This window comes from Streptomyces sp. G-G2 (assembly GCF_030063135.1).
Lineage (GTDB): Bacteria > Actinomycetota > Actinomycetes > Streptomycetales > Streptomycetaceae > Streptomyces.
Map to the genome: position 1 here is coordinate 1 of NZ_JASISO010000070.1, position 20,922 is coordinate 20,922.

Below are 20,922 nucleotides of genomic sequence, written 5' to 3' on the forward strand. Positions count from 1 at the left end.
GCAGGGACGCAGCCCGATACGGACGCTTGATGCCCTCGAGAATCGCCACACTCACCACCGGCTCCGGAGTCAACCCCCGAAGGACTTCGCGCGTCGACCACTTAGTGGTCGACGCGCGAAGTCCTTCGGGGGTTGATCAAGCAGTCGGTGCGGTGGAGGATTCTTCCTGTCGGTCGAGAGAGTGCCGGTCGAGTCTGGCCAGCAGATCGTCCAGGTCGGAGGTGGTGAACTTCCACTGATACGGCTGTGCCGTGGCGTTGTAGCGGACTTCGAACCCTCGGAGCCGATCCCTGGCCTGGTCGGGGTCAGCGAAGTCGTTGGGCGTCACGACCTTGCGTTGCACGATGGAGAAGTAGACCTCGATCTGGTTCACCCATGAGGCATGGACCGGGTGTGAACGAGGACGGCGCTCGGGAACCTGGCGGCCAGGCGGTCGATGGCCTTGTTACCGCGGTGCGAGGAGTCGTTGTCAACGATCCAGAAGACGCGTTTCGCGCAGGCGTAGGGCTCGGTGGTCATGACCTGTTCGACCAGGGCCATGAACGGCACGATGCCGGTGGTGGCCTCGCAGCGGCCGAAGACCTTCGCTCTGTGGACGTCGTAGGCGGCCAGGTAGGCCAGGGCACCGCCGCGGCCGTACTCGTGGTTGACGCGCATCGTCCTGGCCTGGCCCGGGGCCACGGTCGGGTGGCAGCGGCAGCGGGCCTGGATCGAGGTCTTCTCGTCGCTGGAGATCACGTACTCGTCCGCGCCGAGAGGTTCGCCCTCGTAGGTTCGGGCGTACAGGTCAAGGACGCGCAGGGCCTTGGCGCGGAAGTCCGGGTCCCGGATGAAGATCCAGGACCGGTACTGCCAGGGCTTGATGGCATCCTGTCGCAACCCAGCGGCGCACGGTGGACGCCGGGATGCTGTCAGTGACGCCGCGCAGTGAGCTCGGCGGCTAGCTCCGGGCACGACCAGCGCGACAGCGGCACCCCGGTCTCAGCTGGGAGCTGGCAGGCCAGGGCCTTGGCCTCGGCGACCTGCACTGGGGTGAAGCGGGCAGGACGCCCGCTGCGCCTGCGATCAGCCAGGGCCGGTAGGCCGCCGGCAGCGAACCGGCCTCGCCAGGTGCGCACCGTGTCCAGGTGCAGCCCCATCTCCTGGGCGATATGCGCGTTGGAGCGTCCGCGCGCGGCGTGCAGCACCACCTGTGAACGCATCCGCAGTCGGTGCTCGGTCTTGTGGCCGTAGGCCATCGTCTTCAGCCGCGCGCGTTCGGCGGCACTCGGGGCTATCGGACAGGCAGTGCGGAGGGGCATGGCAGGCGAGCCGATCGGCCGAAGTGGATCAGTGGCAAGCCGCAGCCTTCCCCGCCCGCCGTGGCAGTGGAGCCCAGGCATCGCGGCGGTCAGCGGGCGCCCGAGCTTGGACTGACCAGATCACTCCGTCACGGGCAGGCACTCGGCGAGCAGGTCGACGACATCGCGCCAGGCTCGCTGTGCGTGCCGTGGGTGGTAGCCGACGCCGGGGACCACGGGGTGGTCGACCGGCGGGTGGTGGAAGGCGTGCAGGGCGCCGCCGTAGACCGTGAGGCGCCAGTCGACGCCCGCTGCCTGCATCTCAGTGGTGAACGCGTTCCGTTGCGCGGGCGGCATGATCGGGTCTTCCGACCCGACCCCGGCCCACACCGGGCAGCGAATGCGCGCCGCCTCGCCCGGTCGGCCCGTGGTAGTTGCGTTGACTGTCCCGATCGCGCGCAGTTTGACGCCGTCGCGCCCGAGTTCCAGCCCGATGGCGCCCCCGGTGCCGTAGCCGACCGCGGCGATCCGGTCGGGGTCGGTCTGCGGTTCGGCGCGCAACACGTCGAGCGCCGCATGGCCGATGCCCCGCATCCGGTCGGGATCAGCGAGTAGCGGCAGGCAACGGGCCAGCATCTCCTCAGGGTCGCCCAAATAGCGCCCGCCGTGAAGGTCGAAGGCCAGCGCTACGTATCCCAGCTCGGCGAGAGCATCGGCACGGCGGCGCTCGACGTCGCTGAGCCCCATGCCCTCTGGTCCGAGCAGCACCGCGGGCCGGCGGTCGACTCCGGCCGGGAGCGCGAGGTGCCCGATCATCGTCAGACCGTCGGCCGGATACTCGACTGTACGCGTCGTAATCGTCGTCATGACACTGGACCGTAGTGATCGTCGAGTCCGGTCGGGCCGGGGTTCGCCGCTGGCAGAACAGCGCGGTGCCCCTCTGAAATGCGGCGGTGGCTCACAAGATCCGTCACAACCCCCGTTCCCACGGCAGCACCTGCCGGGCACCACGCAAGACACAGGTTCCGGAGTCAACCTCCGAAGGATTTACAGAGCCGACCACTTAGCACCTTGGGGAAAATTGAGGTCGGGTCGTATGGGTCTGGCGGTTCGGCTGGTGGGTGATTCAGCAGGCCGTCGCGCGAACGGGCACGAGTTCGGTGCTCGTGAGGCGACGGGTCGTGCGTCGGGCCGCGCGGTCGGAGACCAGGCCGACGATGGCGGGGTGGGTCTGCTCGTAGTCCTCGCGGCGTCCGGTGGAGCGCTGAAGCGGATGCCACTGCTTGTACTCGGCTTGCACTGGGCTTGTACTGGGCGTTGGTGTGTTCGACCAGGATGCGGGCCGATCACTGCCGCCTGCGCGCCTCGCGCCAGGCACGCTTGTCGCCGTCGGGAGCGTCCTGGGCCGGCTTCTTCGGCGGGGCGCTGACCCGGGACGGGAACGCCTTGGCCAGACCCTGGTAGCCGGAGCCGGCCTCGGCGTGCACATCGGGGTGGAGGCGGAACTGTTCGGCGATGCGCGGGGTCGCACAACGGTCTGGTCGTGCATGCGGCCCGGGGGGACGACTCCGGAGAACGGGGTGCGGCCCTGGTGGTCTTGATCGTGTTCTGCTTCTTCTTGCCCGAGACGAAGGCTTTGCGTCCGGGGCGGCCCGCGCGCGGGCGTCGGACCTGGACTCCCGTGCCGTCGAATCGGATGTCGACGCCTTCGGCATCTGCGTAGGCGAAATCTGCGTAGGCGAACAGGTCGTCCAGGGTGCGGATGCGCAGACCGGGGCGGTGGGGGATGACGAAGCCCCGCGCGGCGAGCAAGGGTCTGACCTCGCGGAGCGCGGCGGAGACGGTGGAGCGGTCCACCAGGGAGACCCCGGACAGGGCAGGACGGGTACAGGCCGTACAGGCCCAAGTGAGCTTCACAACTCGCCCAACCCGTAAGGCCCTTCACCTGTCACGACCGACTCACTCCCGTCCTTCCCCCACGGTCGTTAGGGTTGGGCCCATGGCTTCCATAGATGTCTCCCTGCGTCCCGTGCACCCCAGCGATCTGCCTGTGTTCTTCCGGCACATGAGCGACCCCGAGTCGAATCGAATGGCCGCCTTCACCGCCGAGGACCCGACGGACCGGCCCCACTTCGACGCACATTGGAAGCGCATCCTCGCCTCGCCCGACGTCGTCACCCGCACCGTGCTCGCGGACGGCGATGTGGTCGGGCACGCGGCCGTGTACGGCGAGCCGGGCGAGCGGGAGGTCACGTATTTCATCGATCGCTCCTACTGGGGGCGGGGCATCGCGACCGCGGCGCTGCGGGGGCTGCTCGCCGAGGTCCCCGAACGCCCGCTGCTCGCCCGGGCGGCGGCGGACAACACCGGATCGGTGCGGGTCCTGGAGAAGTGCGGCTTCAAGGTCGTTGGCGAGGACCGGGGCTTCGCGAACGCGCGGGGAGCGGAGATCGACGAGCTGGTGCTGCGGTTGGATGGATAATTCTCCCCACCCCGTGAGGCCTCCGGGGCGCGTACTCCCGTACGGACCCGGGGGCCACTGGTGCGGTCCGCCCCGGGTCCGCCCCGGGTCCGTGAAATGGGGCGCGTCCTGCCAGGGGGCGACCGCCGATCCGTTCCTCGGACTCCCCCACTGTGCGCGGGGATCCCGTGTGCATGACGGTCTGATGGGTGTTGCGGACGATCTGGTCGGCTCGCAACTGGAGCCGGCGGCGTAGGCCCCGCTGGGAGATCCTCGGACCGGGGGGTCCGGCATGCCCCGTTCAGGACCGGAAGACCGCCCGGACAGCCAAGCCCACGCCGCCCGCCAGCGCCGCCAGGGCACCGAAGAAGACCGGGGGCGACCACATGAAGATGTCCGCGCCGACCATCTGGATCACGATGCTCCCCATGAGCCCGGCGAAGCCGAGGGGCAGGAGGGTGACGGCCCGGCCGCTCAGGACCGCCCACCCCGCGACTCCGAACGCGAGCCATACCAGTATCAGCGGCGGCCCGAGGTCCGTCTGGGACGCGGGCGGGTACGCGCGGGAGTGACCCAGCACGTCCAGGCCGACCACCTGGCCCTTCCAGATCCGCAGCTGGGCCCGCTCACCCGTCCTGGCCTCCGCGTACGCCTCCGGGCCGACCTCGAGCCACTGCGATCCGCCGGGCCAAACGATCCTCAGCGAGTAGCTCGTGCTGCAGCTCTCACCACCACTGGCACCGCCCGCGCTCGTAGCGGTCGACGTACAGCGCTCTCCGGTATCCCGGTCGCGGACCTCACCCGCCGCGGCCTGTACGCACCCGTCGTCGGCACAAACGGGCGCCTGCCGGTAGGCGACGGTCGACCGGTGGCCGTCCAGGACGGACTTGGCGGGGAGGAGGGCGCCGAACGCCGCAGCGAGAACGACCAGCCCGCGCAGCCAGTACGGCAGCCGCCGATCGTACCAACTCGGCCTAAAACCAGTCGGTTTCACCCTGTCAAGATACCCGCAACGCAGGCGACGCATGCCGTCGCGAGCTCCCCGCGCAAGCCCAGGACTTCCCCGTGACCGCCCGCAGGCGGGAAGTCGGCCCGCTCGATGCCGATCTCGACTTCTGGCTCTGCTCGGAGTTCCGTGAAGGGCCGGCTCGGCCGTGACCGCGCCGGGGCCCGGGGCGTGTCCTGGACTGCGGTCCGGGCTCCAGCGAGCGTCGCGATCACTGGGCCTGGGGCGGGGCGTGGCGGCAACCTCATCGACGTCGTGCACTGCTTCGGCAGTTGCCTGACACGCGGCAGGCCGGGGTGCGGCGACTTCCGGGACCGTGTGGCCAACAGGGAGGAAATCGATCCCGACGGGGACGAGATCTTCGCCGCTGGGGCAGGGCGTACCTCCGCGGTCAGCGTCAGTCCGCCACGACGAGTGCGCGGGCCGGGCCTCCGATCCGCTGCCAGGTCGCGCCGTCCCATTCCCGGATCGCTCCCCGGTCGCTGTCGAGGCGGTAGAGGCGTTCGCCCCGGGCTCCGAAGCCCGCTCCGGCATCGCCGATACGGGTCCAGGCGCCGACCCGGTAGCGCCACAGGCCGCTGTCGGTGTCGCTGGCGGCGTACAACTCCGTGGGGCTCGCGTAGATGGCGGTCGCCGCCCCGCCGACCAGGCTCCACTTGCCGGCCTCGCCGGTCCACCGGAACACCGCGTCCCGCTCGGGGGTGAGCCCGTAGAGGTGCTGGTTCGTGACGGCGAATTCGGCGCCGGCTCCACCGGCGTACGACCAGGTCGTGCCGGTGCCGCTATAGGCGAAGATCCGGCCGTCCACGGGGTCGGTCGCGAACAACCCGGCTCCACCGCCGTAGAGGCGCCCCGCCGGTCCGCCGACCTGCGTCCAGCTCGCGCGCTGCCTGTCCCAGCGGTGGACGGCGCTGCGGTCCTGGGCCAGCCGGTAGAGGTACGGGCCGCTCATCGCGAAGCCCGCGGCGCGTCCGCTGACGGTCTGCCAGCGGTTGGGGACACCGCTGTAGCCGCGCAGTTCGCCCGTTTCCGGGTCGGTGGCGAACACCCCGGCCGGCCCTGCGTAGAGGTCCTTGGCCGGGTGGCTGCCGATCGTCGACCACTGCGAGCCGGTCCCGCTCCACTGGACGACGGCGTTGCCGTCGGCGGCTATGGCGTAGACGCCGCTGCCTCCCGGAGCGGCTACCTCTACGGGCAGGGCGGCCGCGCCGGGAGGGGAACCGGGGGCCGACGTGGCAGAACCGGAGCGGGCGGGGCCGGTGTCAGGCGTGCGGGGCGGTGAGGGGCTCCCCGGTGGGGGTGCCGGGGGCACCGAGGGCGCACCCGCCGCGTGTTCCGGCGGGACGGACGTCGGCACGGGCGCCGACGGCGACGCGGCCACGCCGGGAGGAGACGGCTGCCGGGCCGGGTCCAGGGAGGTGGCGGTCATGCCGCAGGCCAGGATGACGACGGCCAGGAGCAGTACGTGGCGCAGCCGCCGCGGGCCGTGCGAGGCACGGCTCCCGGGGACGGGGCGGCGTTCCAGGGGACGGGACGCGCGGACCAGATCCCTGACCCGGGCGGACGTCGGCCGTAGCTCGCGGGCTTCTCGGAGTGCGGGCGGCCGTCGGCCGGGATACCGCGGCGGGCGGAGCTCGACTTCGGTGCCGGTGGCGTTCCCGGTGCCGGCGCCAGTCCCGGTTCTGGTGGCTGTCCCTGTTCTGGTGCTGGTGCCCGTCCCACTGCCGTTCATCGCCTCGTCGATGTCACCGGGGACGGGTCGCGGCGGCGCCCACAGGACCAGTGCCGTACCCGGTACCGGGGTGCGAGGACGGTCCCCGGCGGGCGCGTGGACCACCACGGACACCGGTTCCTCGGCCTTGAGGCCGTCCGGGCGCCCATCGTCCGGGCGCCCATCGTCCGGATCACCGACTGTGGATCGCCGCTGCTGAGGCTGATGCTCCTCGGGCCGCTCCGCGAGCCGCCCCTCCTGAAGGGCCGCGGTCCCGCCGTCCGACGGTGTGAGAACGTCGTCCAGTTCCCTGCGGAGCCTGACCGTCAGCCCGAGCAGGGTGCGTACGGTTTCTTCTGACCGGGCGAGTTCGGCGTCGGCCCGCTGGGCCTTTTGGAGCAGATCCTGCGCCGTTGACCCAGGCGGCGTCCTGCGGGGGCCCGCTCCCGCTGGGTCCTTGGCCCCTTCCGGGGGGACCCTCTCCGCTTCCGCCACGCAGGCTGCGACATGCAACTGCCGAGCCCGCTTCCACAACTCGGCGCGGCCCCTGTCATCGCGGGCCCGGCCGGATATGACGCGCTTCAACAGATCCAGCGGGATGATCTTCACCCCCGAGCGGTAGTCGCTCCAGCTGGTCTTGCCGGCCCCGTACGACCTTGCCAGCTCCCGGACCGTGCGCCCTTCCGTGATGGTCCGCAGGAAGACCGCCAGCGCATTCGCCTGGGCGATTCCACCCCTCGGGTCTCCTTGCAGACGTCCCGCCCTGCTCATCCGAGAACTCCTCAGCCTCCGCGGACCCCGGCCGTCCTCCAGCCCGCCCTGCCCAGTGCCGCCCTGCCCAAGGAGATCAGGTGGCGCGGCGGCTTATCCAGCACGTGTCTGGACAACATGGCCGCTGATGGCCAGATCCCGCGGAGGGACCGGCAGCGCATGGGTTCCCCGTCCCCTGGGCCGCCGAGCGGACACGGGGCTCCGGGGCAGGGTCAGAACGGCGCGGGCTGCGCGGACTGCGCGCCGGCCCACTGGTCCGTCGATGAACCTGGCGCCCACCGCTGGGAAGTTGTTTCCGACCTGCGGGTTCGTCGAGTCACCCGCCTGCTTGCGGCCTGGTAATGACCGGAGCAGCCGTAAGTACCAGCACCACCGGACTGATGGGTTGAGGGGGGATCCGCCCCCTTTCCATTTACTTGCCCCACCAGGTATCTTGCATCGCATGGAACCAGGTGATTCGGCCAAGCAGGCCCGGGCAGCCGCCCAGCTGCGCAAGGGCGTCCTGGAGTACTGCGTCCTCGCCCTGATGCGGGACCGCCCCCGTTACGGCGTGGAACTCCTCCACGCCCTGGAGGACTCCGGCGCCCTGGCGACCAGCCAGGGCACGGTCTACCCGCTGCTCTCCCGGCTCCGCCGCGACGACCTGGTCACCACCACCTGGCAGGAATCCGCCTCCGGACCACCCCGCCGTTACTACGCGCTCACCGACAGCGGCCGGGCCGCGCTCGACGAGTTCACCCGCGTCTGGCCCGGCTTCCGCAACGCCGTCGACGCCTTCCTGACCACCCCGCCCCCCTCCACCGGAGACCTCGCATGAAGACCTCTGCCGACCCCGTACGCGACTACCTGTCCGCCGTAGAGCGCGAGGGCTCCGCACTCCCCGCCGACCGTCGCCAGGAACTCCTCGCCGACCTCGCCGAACACATCGAGGTGACGCGCGCCGAGCGCCCCGACGCCGCGATCGGCCAGATCCTCGCGGAGCTCGGGGACCCCCGCACGATCGCGGCAACGGCGCTGGCCGAGGCGGGAACCGAGGCCGCCGGGGCCTCGGCCCGGAGCACTGCCGGCGCACCCGCCCGGCGCGGCAAGGTGCACCCCCTCGTCCCGCTCCTGATGCTCACCCTCTCCCTGGCCTTCATCATGATCTTCCCCGACCTCCCCGGGCCGCTGTTCGGCGTCCTGTTCCGCATCACCGGCGCGGTACTTCTCTGCACCTCGGTGCACTGGACCACCGTCCAGAAGACCACCGGCGTACTGCTCACCGCCATCCTGCCGAGCGCCGTCATCGCCACCTGGAACCTGTCCAACGGCAGCCCCGCGGGCGATACCCCGGCCCTGCTCGCCAACCTGGTGACGCTCGCCCTGCTGGTCGGCACGGCAGCATGGCTCTGGCGGGTCCGCCGCGCCTGAGTGCGTGTTCCGGTCGCGGGCTTGTCGAGAGCCGTTGGGCGGCCGGCGCGGTGACGGAGGGTGGCCCATCAGCTGGTGATGCGGCGGGTGTTGCGGCGGGTCATGAGGGTGATGGCGGACCCGACGCCCCGGGGCTCCCACGCGTCACGTCCTCGTCGTTGAGTTCACCGGTTTCGCCGGCGGTTCCAGATCGTGTGACGCCATTCGGTGGCATCGGCTCCGGTCGGCGTCACCGGCGTTACCAGCGGCACCGGCCCTGGGCTGGTACAGCAGCGGACGCGGCACCGAACCGGTCACGGCGGCACGATGGCGACCACCAGGGTCACTCGCCCGGCCCCACCCGCTCACCCGCGCGGCGCCGCGCGACACGCCGCGATGTGGGGCATTGCCGCGTCCGCCGCGCGGGGGTGGCCGCGCGGCGCCACGCCCGCGCGGCCTCCGGGCTGCTAGGCAGGCAGATGCACCGGCCGGTGTCGCCGACCCCTGCCGCCCCACCGCACACCCGGGAGACACGCACGTGCTGACCCACGCACGCGGACGCCGACTCCGTACCGGACTGTCCGCCGCCGCCCTCACAGCCGCTGCGCTCGGCGGGCTGCTCCAGCCCGCGCAAGCGGCCGGGAATCCCGACCCGGCAGGGGACCACCCACACCACGAGAACCGTCTCCAGCAGCAGCTCGAGCAGCTCGTCGGCCAGGATGACGGCCCGCCCGGGGCGATCGCCCTGCTCACCCGTGGTGACCGTACGGAGGTCTACACCGCCGGTGTCGGCGACATCGGGACCGGTCGCCCGCCGCACCCCGACGACCACATGCGCATCGCCAGCATCGCAAAGGCCTTCAGCGGCGCCGTCGCCCTCACCTTGGTCGACCAGGGAAAGCTCTCCCTCGACGACACCATCGGCGAGCGCCTGCCCGACCAGCCTGCCGCCTGGCATGCGGTGACCCTGCGTCAGCTCCTCCAGCACACCAGCGGCCTGCCCGAATTCTCGGCCGACCCCACGTTCCGGGAGATCCTCGCCGCCGACCCCCGCCACGTCTTCGACCCGCGGGGACTTCTCGACTTCGTGGCCGGCGAACCGCTGCTCTTCCGCCCCGGCTCCCTGTACCAGTACTCCAACTCCGACAACATCGCCGTCGCCCTCATGACCGAGGCCGCGACCGGCCGCCCGTACGAGGCCCTGCTCAAGGAACTCGTGTACCGCCCGCTGGGCCTGCGCCGCACCAGCCTGCCCCTGGGCTACCGGCTTCCGCAGCCCTACCTGCACGGCTACGACGTCGCGCCGCCCGCCGAACCCCAGGACGTCAGCGAAGTCCTCGGCACCTCCGGCGTCTGGGCTTCCGGAGGCATCGTCTCCACTCCCCGGGAACTGGGCGCCTTCATCCGTGGCTACGGTGGCCCCGGCCTGCTGTCGGAGAAGACCCGCAAGGAACAGCTCACTTTCATCCCCGGAGGTTCCTCCGAGCCAGCCGGTCCCGGAACCAACGCCGTCGGCCTGGCGATCTTCCAGTACACGACCCGCTGCGGCGTGCTCTACGGCCACACCGGGAACTTCCCCGGCTACACCCAACTCGCCGCCACCACCCCCGACGGCACCCGATCGCTGACCTTCTCCATCAACACGCAGACCAGCAAGGACAACAAGCCCGCCCTGCTGGCCCGGCTACGCACGGTGCAAGAGAACTTCGCCTGCGCGCTGCTCAAAGAGCACTGATTACAAGCCGAATTGACCTGCGACAGCGACATGCCGGGCCCCCGGGTGGCAGCCCGGCATGGTCGCAGGGCCGCGGACCGAACCACGCGTGCCCACCCAGTGCCCCCACCGCCTTGATGGGTGGATCAACGGGCGCGAAGATGCGAGGGGCGTCGAAACCGGAGGGGGCGCAGTGAGTCTGGGAACAGTTGCGGTAACCGGGGCGGCAGGCACCATCGGTTCCGTTGTGCGGGAGGCGCTGCGACGCGAGGTGGTACGCCTGATCCTGCTCGACCGCGTGCCGCTCCGCCCGGAGGCCGAGAACGAAGACGCGCACACCGTGGACCTGCGGGACGCCGCCGCCGTGGAGTCGGCCCTCGCGGGAGCCGATCGCGTGCTCCACTTGGGCGGCGTACCCGACGAGGCGCCTCTTGCGGACCTCCTCGGAGCCAACGTGCTGGGCACCGATCACGTCCTGGAGGCGGCGCGGCGCACGGGAATCGAGCGGGTCGTGCTGGCGAGCAGCAACCGTGTGACCGGCTTTTACGCCGCCGGACACCTCACCGGGCCACACAGGAGCCGCCGCGCCCTGACGGCCTCTACGGGGTGAGCAAGGTGGCTGTGGAGGCCCTCGGGCAGTTGTACGCCGACAAGTTCGGCTTGTCGGTGATCTGCCTGCGCATGGGCAGCTTCGAGCGGACACCTACCGAACCCCGGCACCTGGCGACGTGGCTGAGCCCGCGCGACGCGGTCGGCTACATCCGGGCCGCGTTGGCCGCACCGCCCTCCATCCGCTGTGCCACGGCGTACGCCGTCTCCGCCAACACCCGGCGCTTCTGGGAACTGCCCGACGTGACGGAGCTGGTCTACGTCCCCGTCGACAACGCCGAACTCCACGCCGCGGACATCCCCGGGGAGCTTGCCGACCCGAGCGCACTCCAGGCCGGCCCCTACGCCGAGCCCGAGTTCACCCTCAAGCACCTTCGGCCCTGATCGACCGGTCCGGCAGTACTCGGCAGGCTCATCGACGATTGACGCCCGTTACGCTCCGACCGGCGACAACAGCCCCCCAACCGCGGCCTCAACCTGCCCGCCCGCCGGACGACGGCGGGGTTCCGGCGATGCCGCGCCACGAGGGAGCTCCCCACGCCCCACAGACCCTGGGGCCTTTCGCGCATGCAGCAGAACCAATCCAGGCGCAGTCATGCCGCGAATCACCCATGAGGAGACTTTCTGTGAGGTGTGACCCATGACTGACGAAGAATTCGAAGATCTTATGGCTCAAGCACGGGCGGAAGCGCGCCGGACCTTCTTTCCCCCTCCGCTCTCAGACGACGATGCGGAGTATGCCTTTCACCCGCAGCACGCGGAGTTCGGGGGCTCCGCGCACTGACCGGGCGCAGGGACGCGGGGGATCTCGCGGACCGCCATCGCGCGATCTTGACGACGAGGACCCCTGCGATCGAAGCCGGCTCCGCCCCTTACGGAGTGTCGGGCGAACCGGTCGGTTCTTCGGAGCGCAGCCGAGCGATGAGAAGAGCGACGTCGTCATGATCGCCGGGGCGTCGCAGTGCTCGTAGGAGAAGGTCGCAGGTCTCCTCCAGGGCGCGGTGTCCCCCGGTGAGGAGGGACAGCAGGAGGTCCAGGCGCTCGTCGAGGGACTGGTCGCGGGTTTCCACCAGTCCGTCGGTGTAGAGGACCAGCTGGTCGTTGGGGACGAGGTCCAGGCGCGTGGTGTGGAACGGGACGCCGCCCACGCCCAGGGGAGCGCCGGTGGGCAGGTCGAGCAGTTCTGCTGGGCGGCCCGGGCGCATGAGGACCGGTGGCAGGTGTCCGGCCAGCGAGATGTGGCATTGCCTGTCGTGAGGGTTGTAGAGGGCGTAGACGCAGGTCGTGATGGTGTGGTCCATGCTGGCGGTGGCCTGGTCGAGGTAGTGCAGGATCTGGTCGGGCTGCAGGTCCAGCTGGGCCAGGGTGCGGGTCGCGGTGCGCAGCTGGCCCATGGTGGCGGCGGCGTCGATGCCGCTGCCCATGACGTCGCCGATGATCAGGGCGGTCTTGTCGTCGGGCAACGGGATGACGTCGAACCAGTCGCCGCCGATTTCGCTGGTGGCGCTGGCCGGCTGGTAGCGGTGGGCGATGTCCAGTCCGAGACGCTGCGGGGGCCGGTTGGGGAGCAGACTGCGCTGGAGGGTGAGGGCGGCGTGGCGCTGGCTTTGGTACCAGCGGGCGTTGTCGATGCAGACGGCCGCGCGTGCCGCCAGCTCGCTGGCCAGGATGACGTCGTCATCGTCGAACGGTGCGGGGTTGCGGGCACGCTGGAGGCCCACGACGCCGATTACCTCGCCGCGTGCGATCAGCGGGACCGCGAGGTAGGAGCGCAAGCCGGCTGCGGCGAGGAGCGCGGCGGCGTTGTCGTCCCGGGCGATGCGTCGCAGGTCCTGATCGGTCACCTTCGCGCGCAGTTCGGGGCGGCCGGTGTTGACGCACTGGGTGACCAGTCGGTCGGTGTCGTACTGGGCGAGGTCGCCGACGGCGTCAGCGGCCCGCGTGGCCTCGGTGGGGTACGCGGAGACCACGGCCAGGGCTCTGAAACGTGCCGGGCCGGTCGGCGCCGCGCCGGTACGCAGGCCCTGCAGGACGCTGTCGAGGACATCCACCGTGGCCAGGTCAGCCAGCTGGGGCACGCACACGCCGGCCAGTTCCCGGGCAGTCTGCTGCAGGTCGAGGGTGGTACCGATCCGTACCGACGCGTCGGCGATCAGAGCGAGGCGGCGGCGTGCCTGGGCGGCGTCGGTGGCGGCCCGGTGCTGGTCGGTGATGTCCACCAGGGAAGTGGCCAGCCCGAGTACCTGGCCCGTCGGATCCTCCAGCCTGTAGTACGAGGCCGTCCAGGCGTGCTCCTGGTCGGGGTCGGCCGGGGTACGGCCGAGTGTGACTTGGTTCAGTAGGGGAACGCCGGTGTCGAGGACCTGGCGCATGGCCGATTCGATGGCGTCCACGTCAAAGAACGGCAGCGCCTCGGCCAGGGTGCGCCCCAGGTGTTCCGCGGCGGGGCGGCCGTTCATCCGTTCAAGCGCCGGGTTGACCAGCACATACCGCAGGTCGGTGTCCATGACACCCAACCCGATCGGTGACTGGGACACCAGCCGCAAGCACAGAGCAAGGTCCCGTTCCACACGGCGGACGGTGGCCTGGTCGGTGGCGATCCCCAAGGCGTAGCGGTTTCCCCGCTCATCCTGCAGCCGCATGTTGCGGAACTCCACCAGCCGCGTGGTGCCGTCCTTGTGCTTGACGGGGAAATGGCCCGCCCATCGCAGCCCGCTCTCCATCACACGGGCGAACAGTTCGACGACCAGATCCAGGTCCTTCGCATCGACCAGCAGCCCGCCCGCGAACCGCCCGAGCGCCTCATCAGCGGAGTAGCCGAACAGTTCCTCAGCCTGCGGGCTCCACAGCACGATCCGCCCGGCGTCATCAAGTACCACAGCGGCCAGGCTCAGCACATCCAGCAGGCCGCCGGGAGCCGACCCACCCGCATCCGCCCCGTCGGCCTCCGCCCCGAACGCACTGGATGTGGTCATCCCGGCACCCTTCCCTTACCCCTGGGGCGGCAGCCTCGGAACGACGAGATCGCCGCTACGGTCTCCTCCCGTCAGGCCTTGGGCCTTCCTATCGTCTCTCAAAATCAGCTGTCCAGCGCTTCACGGCCGGCGCCCGGGCCCCGGCATTCACGTGCTGCCGAGCGTCGCCGCCGCTCATCCCCGCGTCACGAAGACCTGGCTGAGACCGGCTACCGCACCGAAGCCATCGCATGCGCCACCACCCTCGGCAGCGACGTCGACGTCACCCGGCGCTGGTTCCACCCCCGCCGGCTTCTCGCAGGTCGGCCGCTCTCGGCGGTCGGGTCTGCTCAGCGGGCGGACGGGGAGGACTGGGCAACGGGCTGGGAGGTGTGCGAGCACTGCCGGTCGACAGCCGTCGGGGGGATGCGCATCCGGCGCAGCAGGTCGCGGGTGGTGCGCAGGCTCAGGGTGCTGCGCCAGGTCATCCCGGGGTGACGGGAGCGCAGATGGGACAGTGCGCGGGTGCCCAGGCCGGTGGCGAGGAAGCGCTCCTCTATGTGGATGTCGGTGATGACGGCTTCTGCGCAGTGCGTGCAGATCCGGTAGTGGACCTGCCCTATGACCTTGCGGATGTGGACAAGGAGGAGGCATTCCTTCCCGGGGCCGGGGTCTCCGGGGATGTGTGAAGACAGGAACTCGACCTCTCGGTAGGCCAGGAGTCTGCGCCGGAGACGGCCCATGAGTTTCTTGCGGCGGGAATGCTTCGCTCCCTGGTGGCCGGTGGCCGACTCCTGCGGGCCGGTCGGCTCCGGGGCGGACGGACTGCTCGTCGTTCGCGCGCGTTGTCCAGGCATGAGGCCCGTGTACCCCGGCTGTGCATCAATTAACTGAGTCCTGAGCGCGGCCCTGGCGATCAACAGGTCATCGGCCCGGGGATTGGACAGGGCCCGGGCTACGGAGCCCGGGTGAGGGCACCGGTCGTACGGCGCTCGTCGATCACCGGTAGCCGGGTGGGCGCCCTGCCCGAGTCGGGCGGGGGACGCCGGACGGCCTTGAGCCCTCGGAGGGGGGCCAGGCCCGGCATCGCGCCGGAAACCGCCGTCACCGCGAGCGCCTCCGTAGCCGCCCGCCTGGTGAACCACCAGGCCTGCCCCTACCCAGAAGGCCCCGGGGCCTGGCTTGTGTCGGTGTCAGGCGCGGTGCGGGCCGTCGTAGTAGCCGCCCACCTGTCGGTGGTAGTCCGCGTCGCCGAGGTGCTTGTCCTTGTCGAACTCCGGAGCGTTCTTGATCTGCTCCTTCGTCCGGTCGACATAGACCTTCTCGTCCACCTCATCGATCCGGCTGACCGTACCGGCGGGCAGGAGGACCTCCTTGCCGAAGATCCACGGCCCGGTGTCGACCACGATGTACGCGGAACCGACCTCGTCGGAGTGCTTGTCGACCTTGCCGATGGAGCCGTCCGTCGCCTCGACCTTGTAGCCCGTCAGATCCGCCCCAGCCGAACGGCCGGACGTCGCACGGTAACCCCACACGTTCTCAGACATACGAAAACCCTCCACAAAACTGGAAACTCAGCGGCTGCCCCACCTCCCCGGAAAGAAGGGCGATGGGCAACCTCGTTGAAAGATCGACTGCCCCGGCGAATACGTCTTACACCCCCACCGTCGGATTTATTTCCGGGGTCTTCTGCCGGGCGGAGCCGGGACGGCTGACCGCATGTGGAGGCGGCGGTTCCCGATGCTCCCGGAAGCCACCCCAGCGACCCCCTGCCGATACCCCACGAATACCCGCGACAACAGATCGGTCGGGAAACAGGTGTGGGGCCCGCCCCCTCGAACCCAAGAACCGAGGGCGGGCCCCACACCGCGTCACGTGGCACGGCCGCGGACCGGACGTCTGCCTACCAGCGATACCAGCGTGTCTACCAGCGATACCAGCGGACACTGCCGCCCTTCGGACGGGCGACGAACCCGATGATCCACAGGACCAGCACCGCGATGGCGACCCACCAGAGGATCTTCACCGCGAAGCCGGCACCGAACAGAATCAGAGCGAGCAGAAGAACAAGAAGCAGGGGAACCATGATTATCAACCTCCAACGATCCGAATACCCCTGCGACTCCTGACCATGCATGCCGCCTTACCTGTTTCGTATCGGTCCGGGCGGGAAAACGGGTACGCCGTATCGCCGCCCGGGGCGACCGGAAGGAAGTCCGGAATTCCCTTGCCGACGATACCGGCGCACCGACGACGGCCAACTCGGCAACCGCCTGCACAACCGACTGAAGGGGGCCGGCACGCACACACCAGGCTCGGGGCTCCCGCCCACGCCTCCACCCCCTCGTACCGGCCGTGCCGGGGACAGGACGAGCGCACGGTCCGGGCCGTCATGGCGGCGCTGCCGCCCGCGCCCGCCGGTGGCCGCTCCGCCGGGAGGCCCTCGCCCGTCGGCTCGCACCGGGCCGGTGCCTGTCGGGGAGGCGGGGGCCAAGAGGGTGCGGACCATTTCGGGTCGGCTGTCGTCCGTGCGGGTGGCAAGTGCGGTGGTCGGTGGAGGGCGGGCGCCGTGGCGGGCAGGGATCGATGTGTTCGACACGGAGGCGGACACCGCGGATCCCGCGCCGTCCCCTCTGAACGCCATCGACAGAGACGAGAGACTCACGTGACGGATATGTGGAGCTACACCCTGGACTCGCACTACTCGCCCGGCACCCGCCTGACCGGCTTCAAGGTCGAGGCCACCGACGGACACATCGGCAAGGTCGACGAGGCCACCGAAGAGGTCGGCTCCGCCTACATCGTCGTCGACACCGGCCCCTGGATCTTCGGCAAGGAGGTCCTCCTCCCCGCCGGCACCATCGTCCGCGTCGACACCAAGGAAGAGAAGATCCTCGTCAACCGCACCAAGGAACAGATCAAGAACGCCCCCGAATACGACAAGGACAAGCACCGCGGCGACGCCGCCTACCGCAGCCAGCTCGGCACCTACTACGGCCGCGACCACAGCTAGGACCAACTCGTACACGCGGCCGGACCTCCCACCACACCGGTGAGGCCGACCGCTGCGGGGCTGCCCCAGCCACCACGGGCAGCCCCGCCCGCCGATGTGCTGGTCCGCCTCACGGAAGGTGCGCCAGACCCCCAGGGTCAACAGCACCGGCACCGAGGTGTCGGGCACCGACCGGCGCGTGCAAGCCGCCGTCGGCTGTCGGCTGTCGGCTGTCGGCTGTCGGCTGTCGGCTGTCGGCTGAAGAATCGACGCATGGGGCGCTCCTTCGGGAAGAGGGCGCCCGCACCCCGTCAGGCGGCTCCGCCCGGAGGTGGCGCTGCCCGCCGTTCGGCCCGATGGTGTTGAGGAGTTCCCGACGATGGGTGGGCGTCGTTGAACTACCCGCGGACCTGCGCGTTCACCGTGGAATGCGTATCACCGTCGCCCGCGCCCAGGCCCGCCAGCAGGCGCAGCCCGTCCTCGGCGGGGCTGCCGGCAGCCGCGGACAGCACCAGCAGTTCCATGCCTGATGCGTCAGGCAGTGCGAAGTTCTCCTGGTGCAGTTCCAGCAACCCGACCAGCGGGTGCCGGTACGCCTTGCGCCCATGTGTGCGGGCACGCACGTCCGCGCGGGCCCAAAGGCGACGGAAGCGCTCGCTGCCCATCGACAGCTCGCCGATGAGCGACGCCAGGCGGGGGTCCTCGGGGTATTTGCCGGCAGCAAGGCGCAGGTGCCCCACCACGTCGAGGGTGCATTCTTCCCATTCCGCGTAAAGGCCGCGCTCGGCCTCCTCCAGGAAGATGTGCCGGGCGGTGTTCATGCCTGGCACCGGCCGACCGAAGAGGAGCCCGGCGAGGCGGTTCCCGGCGAGCACGTCCAGGCGGGGGTCCATGATCAGCGCCGGCGCGTCGGCGACCAGGTCGAGGACGCGCAGCAGCTCCGGCCGGACCCGCCCGCCCAGCGCCTTGGCGCGGCGGCGGCGCTGCCGGGCGAGCCGGGAGAGGTGCCCGCGTTCGGTCTCGTCGAGGCCGAGGACACGGGCGAGGGCGTCGAGGACCTGCTCGGATGGCTGGGTCGCGCGGCCCTGCTCCAGGCGTACGTAGTAGTCGACGCTCACTCCGGACAGGTGCGCGACCTCTTCGCGGCGCAGCCCTTCGACCCGGCGGCGACTGTCGGTGGGGATGCCGACGGTCGTCGGGTCGACCCGGGATCGCCGGGTCCGCAGGAAGCCCGCAAGATCGTCCATGCCTCCCAGTATGGCCTCGGCGGCGCTCGTGAAGGTGGTACCGCTGTTACCAGGAAGTCCAGTCCGACGGAAGAGGCACCCCTGAACGCCGGGCGCCGCGGCGCCCAGACTCAGGCATCCGATCCGAAGGAGTGCCCATGAAGACGCTGATCGTCCACGCCCACCCGGAGCCGAAGTCGCTCAACGGTTCACTGAAGGACCTCGCGGTGTCCACCTTGGAGAATGCCGGGCACGAGGTGAGGGTGAGTGATCTGTACGCGATGAACTGGAAGGCGGTGGTGGACGCCGCGGACTACGGCCCCCACGCCTCACGTCCGCTGAAAGTCGCGCGGGACTCGGGCCGGGCCTTCGGCGCCGGGACGCTCACCCCGGACGTCGTCGCCGAGCAGGAGAAGCTGCTGTGGGCCGACACGATCATCTTCCAGTTCCCGCTGTGGTGGTACACGATGCCCGCGATCCTCAAGGGCTGGGTGGACCGGGTGTTCACCTTCCACTTCGCGTACGGCGTTGGCGAGCACAGCGACACCAAGTACGGCGAGCGCTTCGGCGAAGGAACCCTCGCTGGCCGCAGGGCCCTGCTGTCGGTGACGGCCGGCGGCCCGGAGCCGCACTACACCGCCCGTGGGATCAATGGCCCCATCGACGACCTGCTGTTCCCGATCCACCACGGCATCCTCTACTACCCCGGCATCGAGGTGCTGCCGCCGTTCGTGCTGTACGGAACCGACCGAATGACCGACGAGGAGTACCCGGACGTCGCCAAGGCATGGGAACAGCGCCTGCTCACCCTGGAAGCGACCGAGCCGATCGCGTTCCGGCGGCAGAACTTCGGTGACTACGAGATCCCCTCGCTGCACCTGAAGGAGGGGCTGGAACCCGCGGGCCGCACCGGTTTCGGGCTGCACGTGCGGGGCTGACCGCGGGCGATGGACAGGACGAGCTGGGACGCGAGCCCGGAGAGCACCCCGAGGGCCGTGGCGGCGGTGAGAGCGAGCGCCACCGGCCAGGGTGTGCGGGCCGGGGGGTCCTCGGCGCCCGGTGCCTGCCGTCACAGAGGAGGACGGCGGCCGGCTCGGCTCCTCCGCCACGGGAAGGGGGCTCGACCGTTTCAGCGCACGACCTGGGTGCCGAAGTGGCCGCCGAACTGCTGGCCGAGACCGAGGCCGAAGCCGATGGCGGAGTTCATGTGCACTCATGCTGGAAGTCGGGCTGGCGGTCAGCGTGCTGGGCGATTCCCCCGAGGAGATCCGGTCGGTGCTGAACCCTCGGGGGTGGGGAAAACCCCCGACTCGACCAGGGGGTATGACACATGGTCACAGGATCCGTAGCCGGACAGCCTGGGGGCATGAGAATCCACAAGCCGGTCCTGGCCGCCCTGCTCCTCTCGATCGGTGCGACGGTCGCCGCCGTACCCGCCGCCACTGCGGCGCCCGCGGCCGCCGGCGCCTCTGCCTCTGCCTCTGCCTCTGCCTCTGCCTCTGCTGCCAAGTCTCCGGTCGCGGCCCTGGACCGGATCGCGTACCCGCTGTGCTCCACCAACCCGCGGGGCGACCTCGGCGATCTGCGGGCACTCGGCCGGATGGTGGGCGACGCCAAGGTCGTTGGTCTGGGTGAGGCCACCCACAGCTCGCACGAGTTCTTCACCCTGAAGCACCGGGTGTTCCGCTACCTCGTCGAGGAGAAGGGCTTCCGCACCTTCGCACTCGAAGGCAGTTGGAGCGCCGGGCTGCGGCTGAACGACTACGTCCTGCACGGCAAGGGGGACCTCCGGAAGATCATGGACGAGGAGTTCCAGAACGTCTACGCCAGTTGGAACAACGCCGAGTACCGCGACCTGGTCCAGTGGATGCGCGACTACAACGTCAAGCACCCGAAGGACCCGGTGCAGTTCATGGGCAACGACAGCGCGTACGCCGGTCCAGATCTGTACGACCAGGTGAACGCCTACGTGGCCGGGGCACTTCCCCAGCTGGCTCCGCGCCTCACCGAGCTCTACCGGGGCCTGCGCCCGACCACCGGCGTGGACGGCTACGTCACCACGTACCTGGCGCAGCCGCTCGCCGAGCGGCAGGCCATCGCCAAGCGGACGGCGCTCGCGGTGACGCTGCTCAAGCAACAGCGACCGAGCCCGGGTGCCGACGGCGAGGCGTACGAGTGGGCCGTGCAGCAGGCCACCGCGATCGACCAGATGACCAAGCTCTTCGCCTACGACTACAACGACCCGCAGGAGGTGGTGGAGAGCATGCGCTACCGCGACTCGGTCATGGCCGAGAACGTGGTCTGGTGGCAGCAGCGCACCGGGAGCAAGATCCTGCTGGCCGCCCACAACGCCCATGTCACCCTGAAGACCTACACGTCGGCCTCCTACCCCAAGGTCCAGGGCACCTTCCTGCGCGAGGCGCTGGGCGGACGGTATGTGAGCATTGCCGCCACCTTCGACCGGGGCTCGTTCAACGCCACCGGGGAGGACGGCGTCATGCGGGAGGTCACCGTGGGCGCCTCGCGGCCCGGCAGCACTGAGTACACGCTGGACCAGGTCCGCCCACGCGACTTCGTCGTCGATCTGCGGAACGCGCCGGCCGGGGCGCGCGCCTGGCTGTCCACTCCGCACACCGTCAAGCGCATCGGGACGGCCTACCCCGCCCCCGACATGGATCCGCAGATCGCGCTCGCGCAGTCGCACGACATCCTCATCCACCTGCACGAGGTCACCGCAGCCAAGCTGCTGACCACTCCGGCCGGCTGAAGGGAGTGCGGCAGCGCCTGCTGAGAGAGCGGTACGGATCGG

At 70.3% G+C, this 20,922-nt stretch carries 22 protein-coding genes; 9 read left to right on the forward strand and 13 right to left on the reverse strand.

Annotation, left to right across the window (positions count from 1 at the left end; translation table 11 throughout):
• Window positions 1–136: 136 nt before the first annotated feature.
• From QMF80_RS35100 to QMF80_RS35125, 6 genes are all read right to left on the reverse strand, one after another.
• Window positions 137–373 carry a hypothetical protein gene (locus QMF80_RS35100; protein WP_283460973.1) on the reverse strand — a complete coding sequence of 79 codons (237 nt, stop codon included), beginning with the start codon at window positions 371–373 and terminating at the stop codon, window positions 137–139.
• Complete coding sequence (locus tag QMF80_RS35105; RefSeq protein WP_283460975.1) at window positions 370–879, reverse strand: hypothetical protein; 510 nt, start codon at window positions 877–879, stop codon at window positions 370–372. Before QMF80_RS35105 ends, QMF80_RS35100 begins: the two co-directional genes overlap by 4 nt.
• 32 nt (window positions 880–911) lie before the next feature.
• The gene (locus tag QMF80_RS35110; RefSeq protein WP_283460977.1) at window positions 912–1,238 is read right to left on the reverse strand and encodes a helix-turn-helix domain-containing protein; all 327 of its coding nucleotides are present in this window, start codon (window positions 1,236–1,238) and stop codon (window positions 912–914) included.
• Between the two features lie 183 nt (window positions 1,239–1,421).
• Window positions 1,422–2,147, reverse strand: coding sequence for a dienelactone hydrolase family protein (locus QMF80_RS35115; RefSeq protein WP_283460979.1), 726 nt, complete (start codon window positions 2,145–2,147; stop codon window positions 1,422–1,424).
• Between the two features lie 259 nt (window positions 2,148–2,406).
• Window positions 2,407–2,580, reverse strand: a complete 174-nt coding sequence (locus QMF80_RS35120; protein WP_283460981.1) for a hypothetical protein — start codon at window positions 2,578–2,580, stop codon at window positions 2,407–2,409.
• Between the two features lie 46 nt (window positions 2,581–2,626).
• A complete protein-coding gene (locus tag QMF80_RS35125; protein ID WP_283460983.1) occupies window positions 2,627–2,767 on the reverse strand; it encodes a hypothetical protein in 141 nt (46 codons plus the stop codon).
• 521 nt (window positions 2,768–3,288) lie between these two features.
• On the opposite strand from QMF80_RS35125, the gene QMF80_RS35130 reads away from it, so the two are divergent.
• Window positions 3,289–3,762, forward strand: a complete 474-nt coding sequence (locus QMF80_RS35130) for a GNAT family N-acetyltransferase (protein WP_283461023.1) — start codon at window positions 3,289–3,291, stop codon at window positions 3,760–3,762.
• A gap of 280 nt (window positions 3,763–4,042) precedes the next feature.
• On the opposite strand, the gene QMF80_RS35135 is transcribed toward QMF80_RS35130, so the two are convergent.
• Both QMF80_RS35135 and QMF80_RS35140 read right to left on the reverse strand, forming a co-directional pair.
• A complete protein-coding gene (locus tag QMF80_RS35135; RefSeq protein ID WP_283460985.1) occupies window positions 4,043–4,735 on the reverse strand; it encodes a hypothetical protein in 693 nt (230 codons plus the stop codon).
• A 409-nt stretch (window positions 4,736–5,144) separates the two neighbouring features.
• On the reverse strand, window positions 5,145–6,587 hold the full coding sequence (locus QMF80_RS35140; protein WP_283460987.1) for a hypothetical protein: 1,443 nt from the start codon (window positions 6,585–6,587) through the stop codon (window positions 5,145–5,147).
• Window positions 6,588–7,671: 1,084 nt separating this feature from the next.
• Between QMF80_RS35140 and QMF80_RS35145 the strand changes: the two genes are divergently transcribed.
• From QMF80_RS35145 to QMF80_RS35165, 5 genes are all read left to right on the forward strand, one after another.
• On the forward strand, window positions 7,672–8,046 hold the full coding sequence (locus QMF80_RS35145) for a PadR family transcriptional regulator (protein ID WP_283460989.1): 375 nt from the start codon (window positions 7,672–7,674) through the stop codon (window positions 8,044–8,046).
• Window positions 8,043–8,639 (forward strand): HAAS signaling domain-containing protein, encoded by a 597-nt coding sequence (locus QMF80_RS35150; RefSeq protein ID WP_283460991.1) that lies wholly within the window; start codon window positions 8,043–8,045, stop codon window positions 8,637–8,639. Before QMF80_RS35145 ends, QMF80_RS35150 begins: the two co-directional genes overlap by 4 nt.
• Window positions 8,640–9,156: 517 nt before the next feature.
• Window positions 9,157–10,353: a serine hydrolase domain-containing protein gene (locus tag QMF80_RS35155; protein ID WP_283460993.1), complete on the forward strand. Its 1,197-nt coding sequence runs from the start codon at window positions 9,157–9,159 to the stop codon at window positions 10,351–10,353.
• A 226-nt stretch (window positions 10,354–10,579) separates the two neighbouring features.
• Window positions 10,580–10,942, forward strand: a complete 363-nt coding sequence (locus tag QMF80_RS35160; protein WP_283460994.1) for an NAD-dependent epimerase/dehydratase family protein — start codon at window positions 10,580–10,582, stop codon at window positions 10,940–10,942.
• A complete protein-coding gene (locus QMF80_RS35165) occupies window positions 10,939–11,325 on the forward strand; it encodes a hypothetical protein (RefSeq protein ID WP_283460997.1) in 387 nt (128 codons plus the stop codon). Before QMF80_RS35160 ends, QMF80_RS35165 begins: the two co-directional genes overlap by 4 nt.
• Window positions 11,326–11,813: 488 nt before the next feature.
• Here QMF80_RS35165 and QMF80_RS35170 read toward each other — a convergent pair whose 3' ends face one another.
• The 4 genes from QMF80_RS35170 to QMF80_RS35185 all read right to left on the reverse strand — a co-directional run bounded on the left by QMF80_RS35170 (window position 11,814) and on the right by QMF80_RS35185 (window position 15,981).
• Window positions 11,814–13,916, reverse strand: a complete 2,103-nt coding sequence (locus QMF80_RS35170; protein ID WP_283460999.1) for a SpoIIE family protein phosphatase — start codon at window positions 13,914–13,916, stop codon at window positions 11,814–11,816.
• Window positions 13,917–14,245: 329 nt separating this feature from the next.
• Window positions 14,246–14,752 carry a hypothetical protein gene (locus QMF80_RS35175; RefSeq protein WP_283461000.1) on the reverse strand — a complete coding sequence of 169 codons (507 nt, stop codon included), beginning with the start codon at window positions 14,750–14,752 and terminating at the stop codon, window positions 14,246–14,248.
• Between the two features lie 336 nt (window positions 14,753–15,088).
• Complete coding sequence (locus QMF80_RS35180; RefSeq protein ID WP_283461003.1) at window positions 15,089–15,442, reverse strand: PRC-barrel domain-containing protein; 354 nt, start codon at window positions 15,440–15,442, stop codon at window positions 15,089–15,091.
• Between the two features lie 377 nt (window positions 15,443–15,819).
• Entirely contained in the window at window positions 15,820–15,981 is a 162-nt protein-coding gene (locus tag QMF80_RS35185) for a hydrophobic protein (protein WP_283461005.1), read from the reverse strand.
• 588 nt (window positions 15,982–16,569) lie between these two features.
• On the opposite strand from QMF80_RS35185, the gene QMF80_RS35190 reads away from it, so the two are divergent.
• Entirely contained in the window at window positions 16,570–16,908 is a 339-nt protein-coding gene (locus QMF80_RS35190) for a PRC-barrel domain-containing protein (protein WP_283461026.1), read from the forward strand.
• A gap of 377 nt (window positions 16,909–17,285) precedes the next feature.
• Here QMF80_RS35190 and QMF80_RS35195 read toward each other — a convergent pair whose 3' ends face one another.
• Window positions 17,286–18,134 carry a helix-turn-helix transcriptional regulator gene (locus QMF80_RS35195; RefSeq protein WP_283461007.1) on the reverse strand — a complete coding sequence of 283 codons (849 nt, stop codon included), beginning with the start codon at window positions 18,132–18,134 and terminating at the stop codon, window positions 17,286–17,288.
• 137 nt (window positions 18,135–18,271) lie between these two features.
• Between QMF80_RS35195 and QMF80_RS35200 the strand changes: the two genes are divergently transcribed.
• The gene (locus QMF80_RS35200; protein ID WP_283461009.1) at window positions 18,272–19,051 is read left to right on the forward strand and encodes an NAD(P)H-dependent oxidoreductase; all 780 of its coding nucleotides are present in this window, start codon (window positions 18,272–18,274) and stop codon (window positions 19,049–19,051) included.
• Window positions 19,052–19,479: 428 nt separating this feature from the next.
• Window positions 19,480–20,880, forward strand: a complete 1,401-nt coding sequence (locus QMF80_RS35205) for an erythromycin esterase family protein (RefSeq protein ID WP_283461011.1) — start codon at window positions 19,480–19,482, stop codon at window positions 20,878–20,880.
• Window positions 20,881–20,922: the final 42 nt, after the last annotated feature.

Excerpts from the sequence above, each read along its gene's own strand:
- QMF80_RS35115 (WP_283460979.1), bottom strand. The coding sequence starts at position 2,147 with ATGACGACGATTACGACGCGTACAGTCGAGTATCCGGCCGACGGTCTG.
- QMF80_RS35185 (WP_283461005.1), bottom strand. The coding sequence starts at position 15,981 with ATGGTTCCCCTGCTTCTTGTTCTTCTGCTCGCTCTGATTCTGTTCGGT.
- QMF80_RS35190 (WP_283461026.1), top strand. The coding sequence starts at position 16,570 with ATGTGGAGCTACACCCTGGACTCGCACTACTCGCCCGGCACCCGCCTG.
- QMF80_RS35195 (WP_283461007.1), bottom strand. The coding sequence starts at position 18,134 with ATGGACGATCTTGCGGGCTTCCTGCGGACCCGGCGATCCCGGGTCGAC.
- QMF80_RS35145 (WP_283460989.1), top strand. The coding sequence starts at position 7,672 with ATGGAACCAGGTGATTCGGCCAAGCAGGCCCGGGCAGCCGCCCAGCTG.
- QMF80_RS35170 (WP_283460999.1), bottom strand. The coding sequence starts at position 13,916 with ATGACCACATCCAGTGCGTTCGGGGCGGAGGCCGACGGGGCGGATGCG.
- QMF80_RS35205 (WP_283461011.1), top strand. The coding sequence starts at position 19,480 with ATGAGAATCCACAAGCCGGTCCTGGCCGCCCTGCTCCTCTCGATCGGT.
- QMF80_RS35150 (WP_283460991.1), top strand. The coding sequence starts at position 8,043 with ATGAAGACCTCTGCCGACCCCGTACGCGACTACCTGTCCGCCGTAGAG.
- QMF80_RS35110 (WP_283460977.1), bottom strand. The coding sequence starts at position 1,238 with ATGGCCTACGGCCACAAGACCGAGCACCGACTGCGGATGCGTTCACAG.
- QMF80_RS35175 (WP_283461000.1), bottom strand. The coding sequence starts at position 14,752 with ATGCCTGGACAACGCGCGCGAACGACGAGCAGTCCGTCCGCCCCGGAG.
- QMF80_RS35200 (WP_283461009.1), top strand. The coding sequence starts at position 18,272 with ATGAAGACGCTGATCGTCCACGCCCACCCGGAGCCGAAGTCGCTCAAC.
- QMF80_RS35180 (WP_283461003.1), bottom strand. The coding sequence starts at position 15,442 with ATGTCTGAGAACGTGTGGGGTTACCGTGCGACGTCCGGCCGTTCGGCT.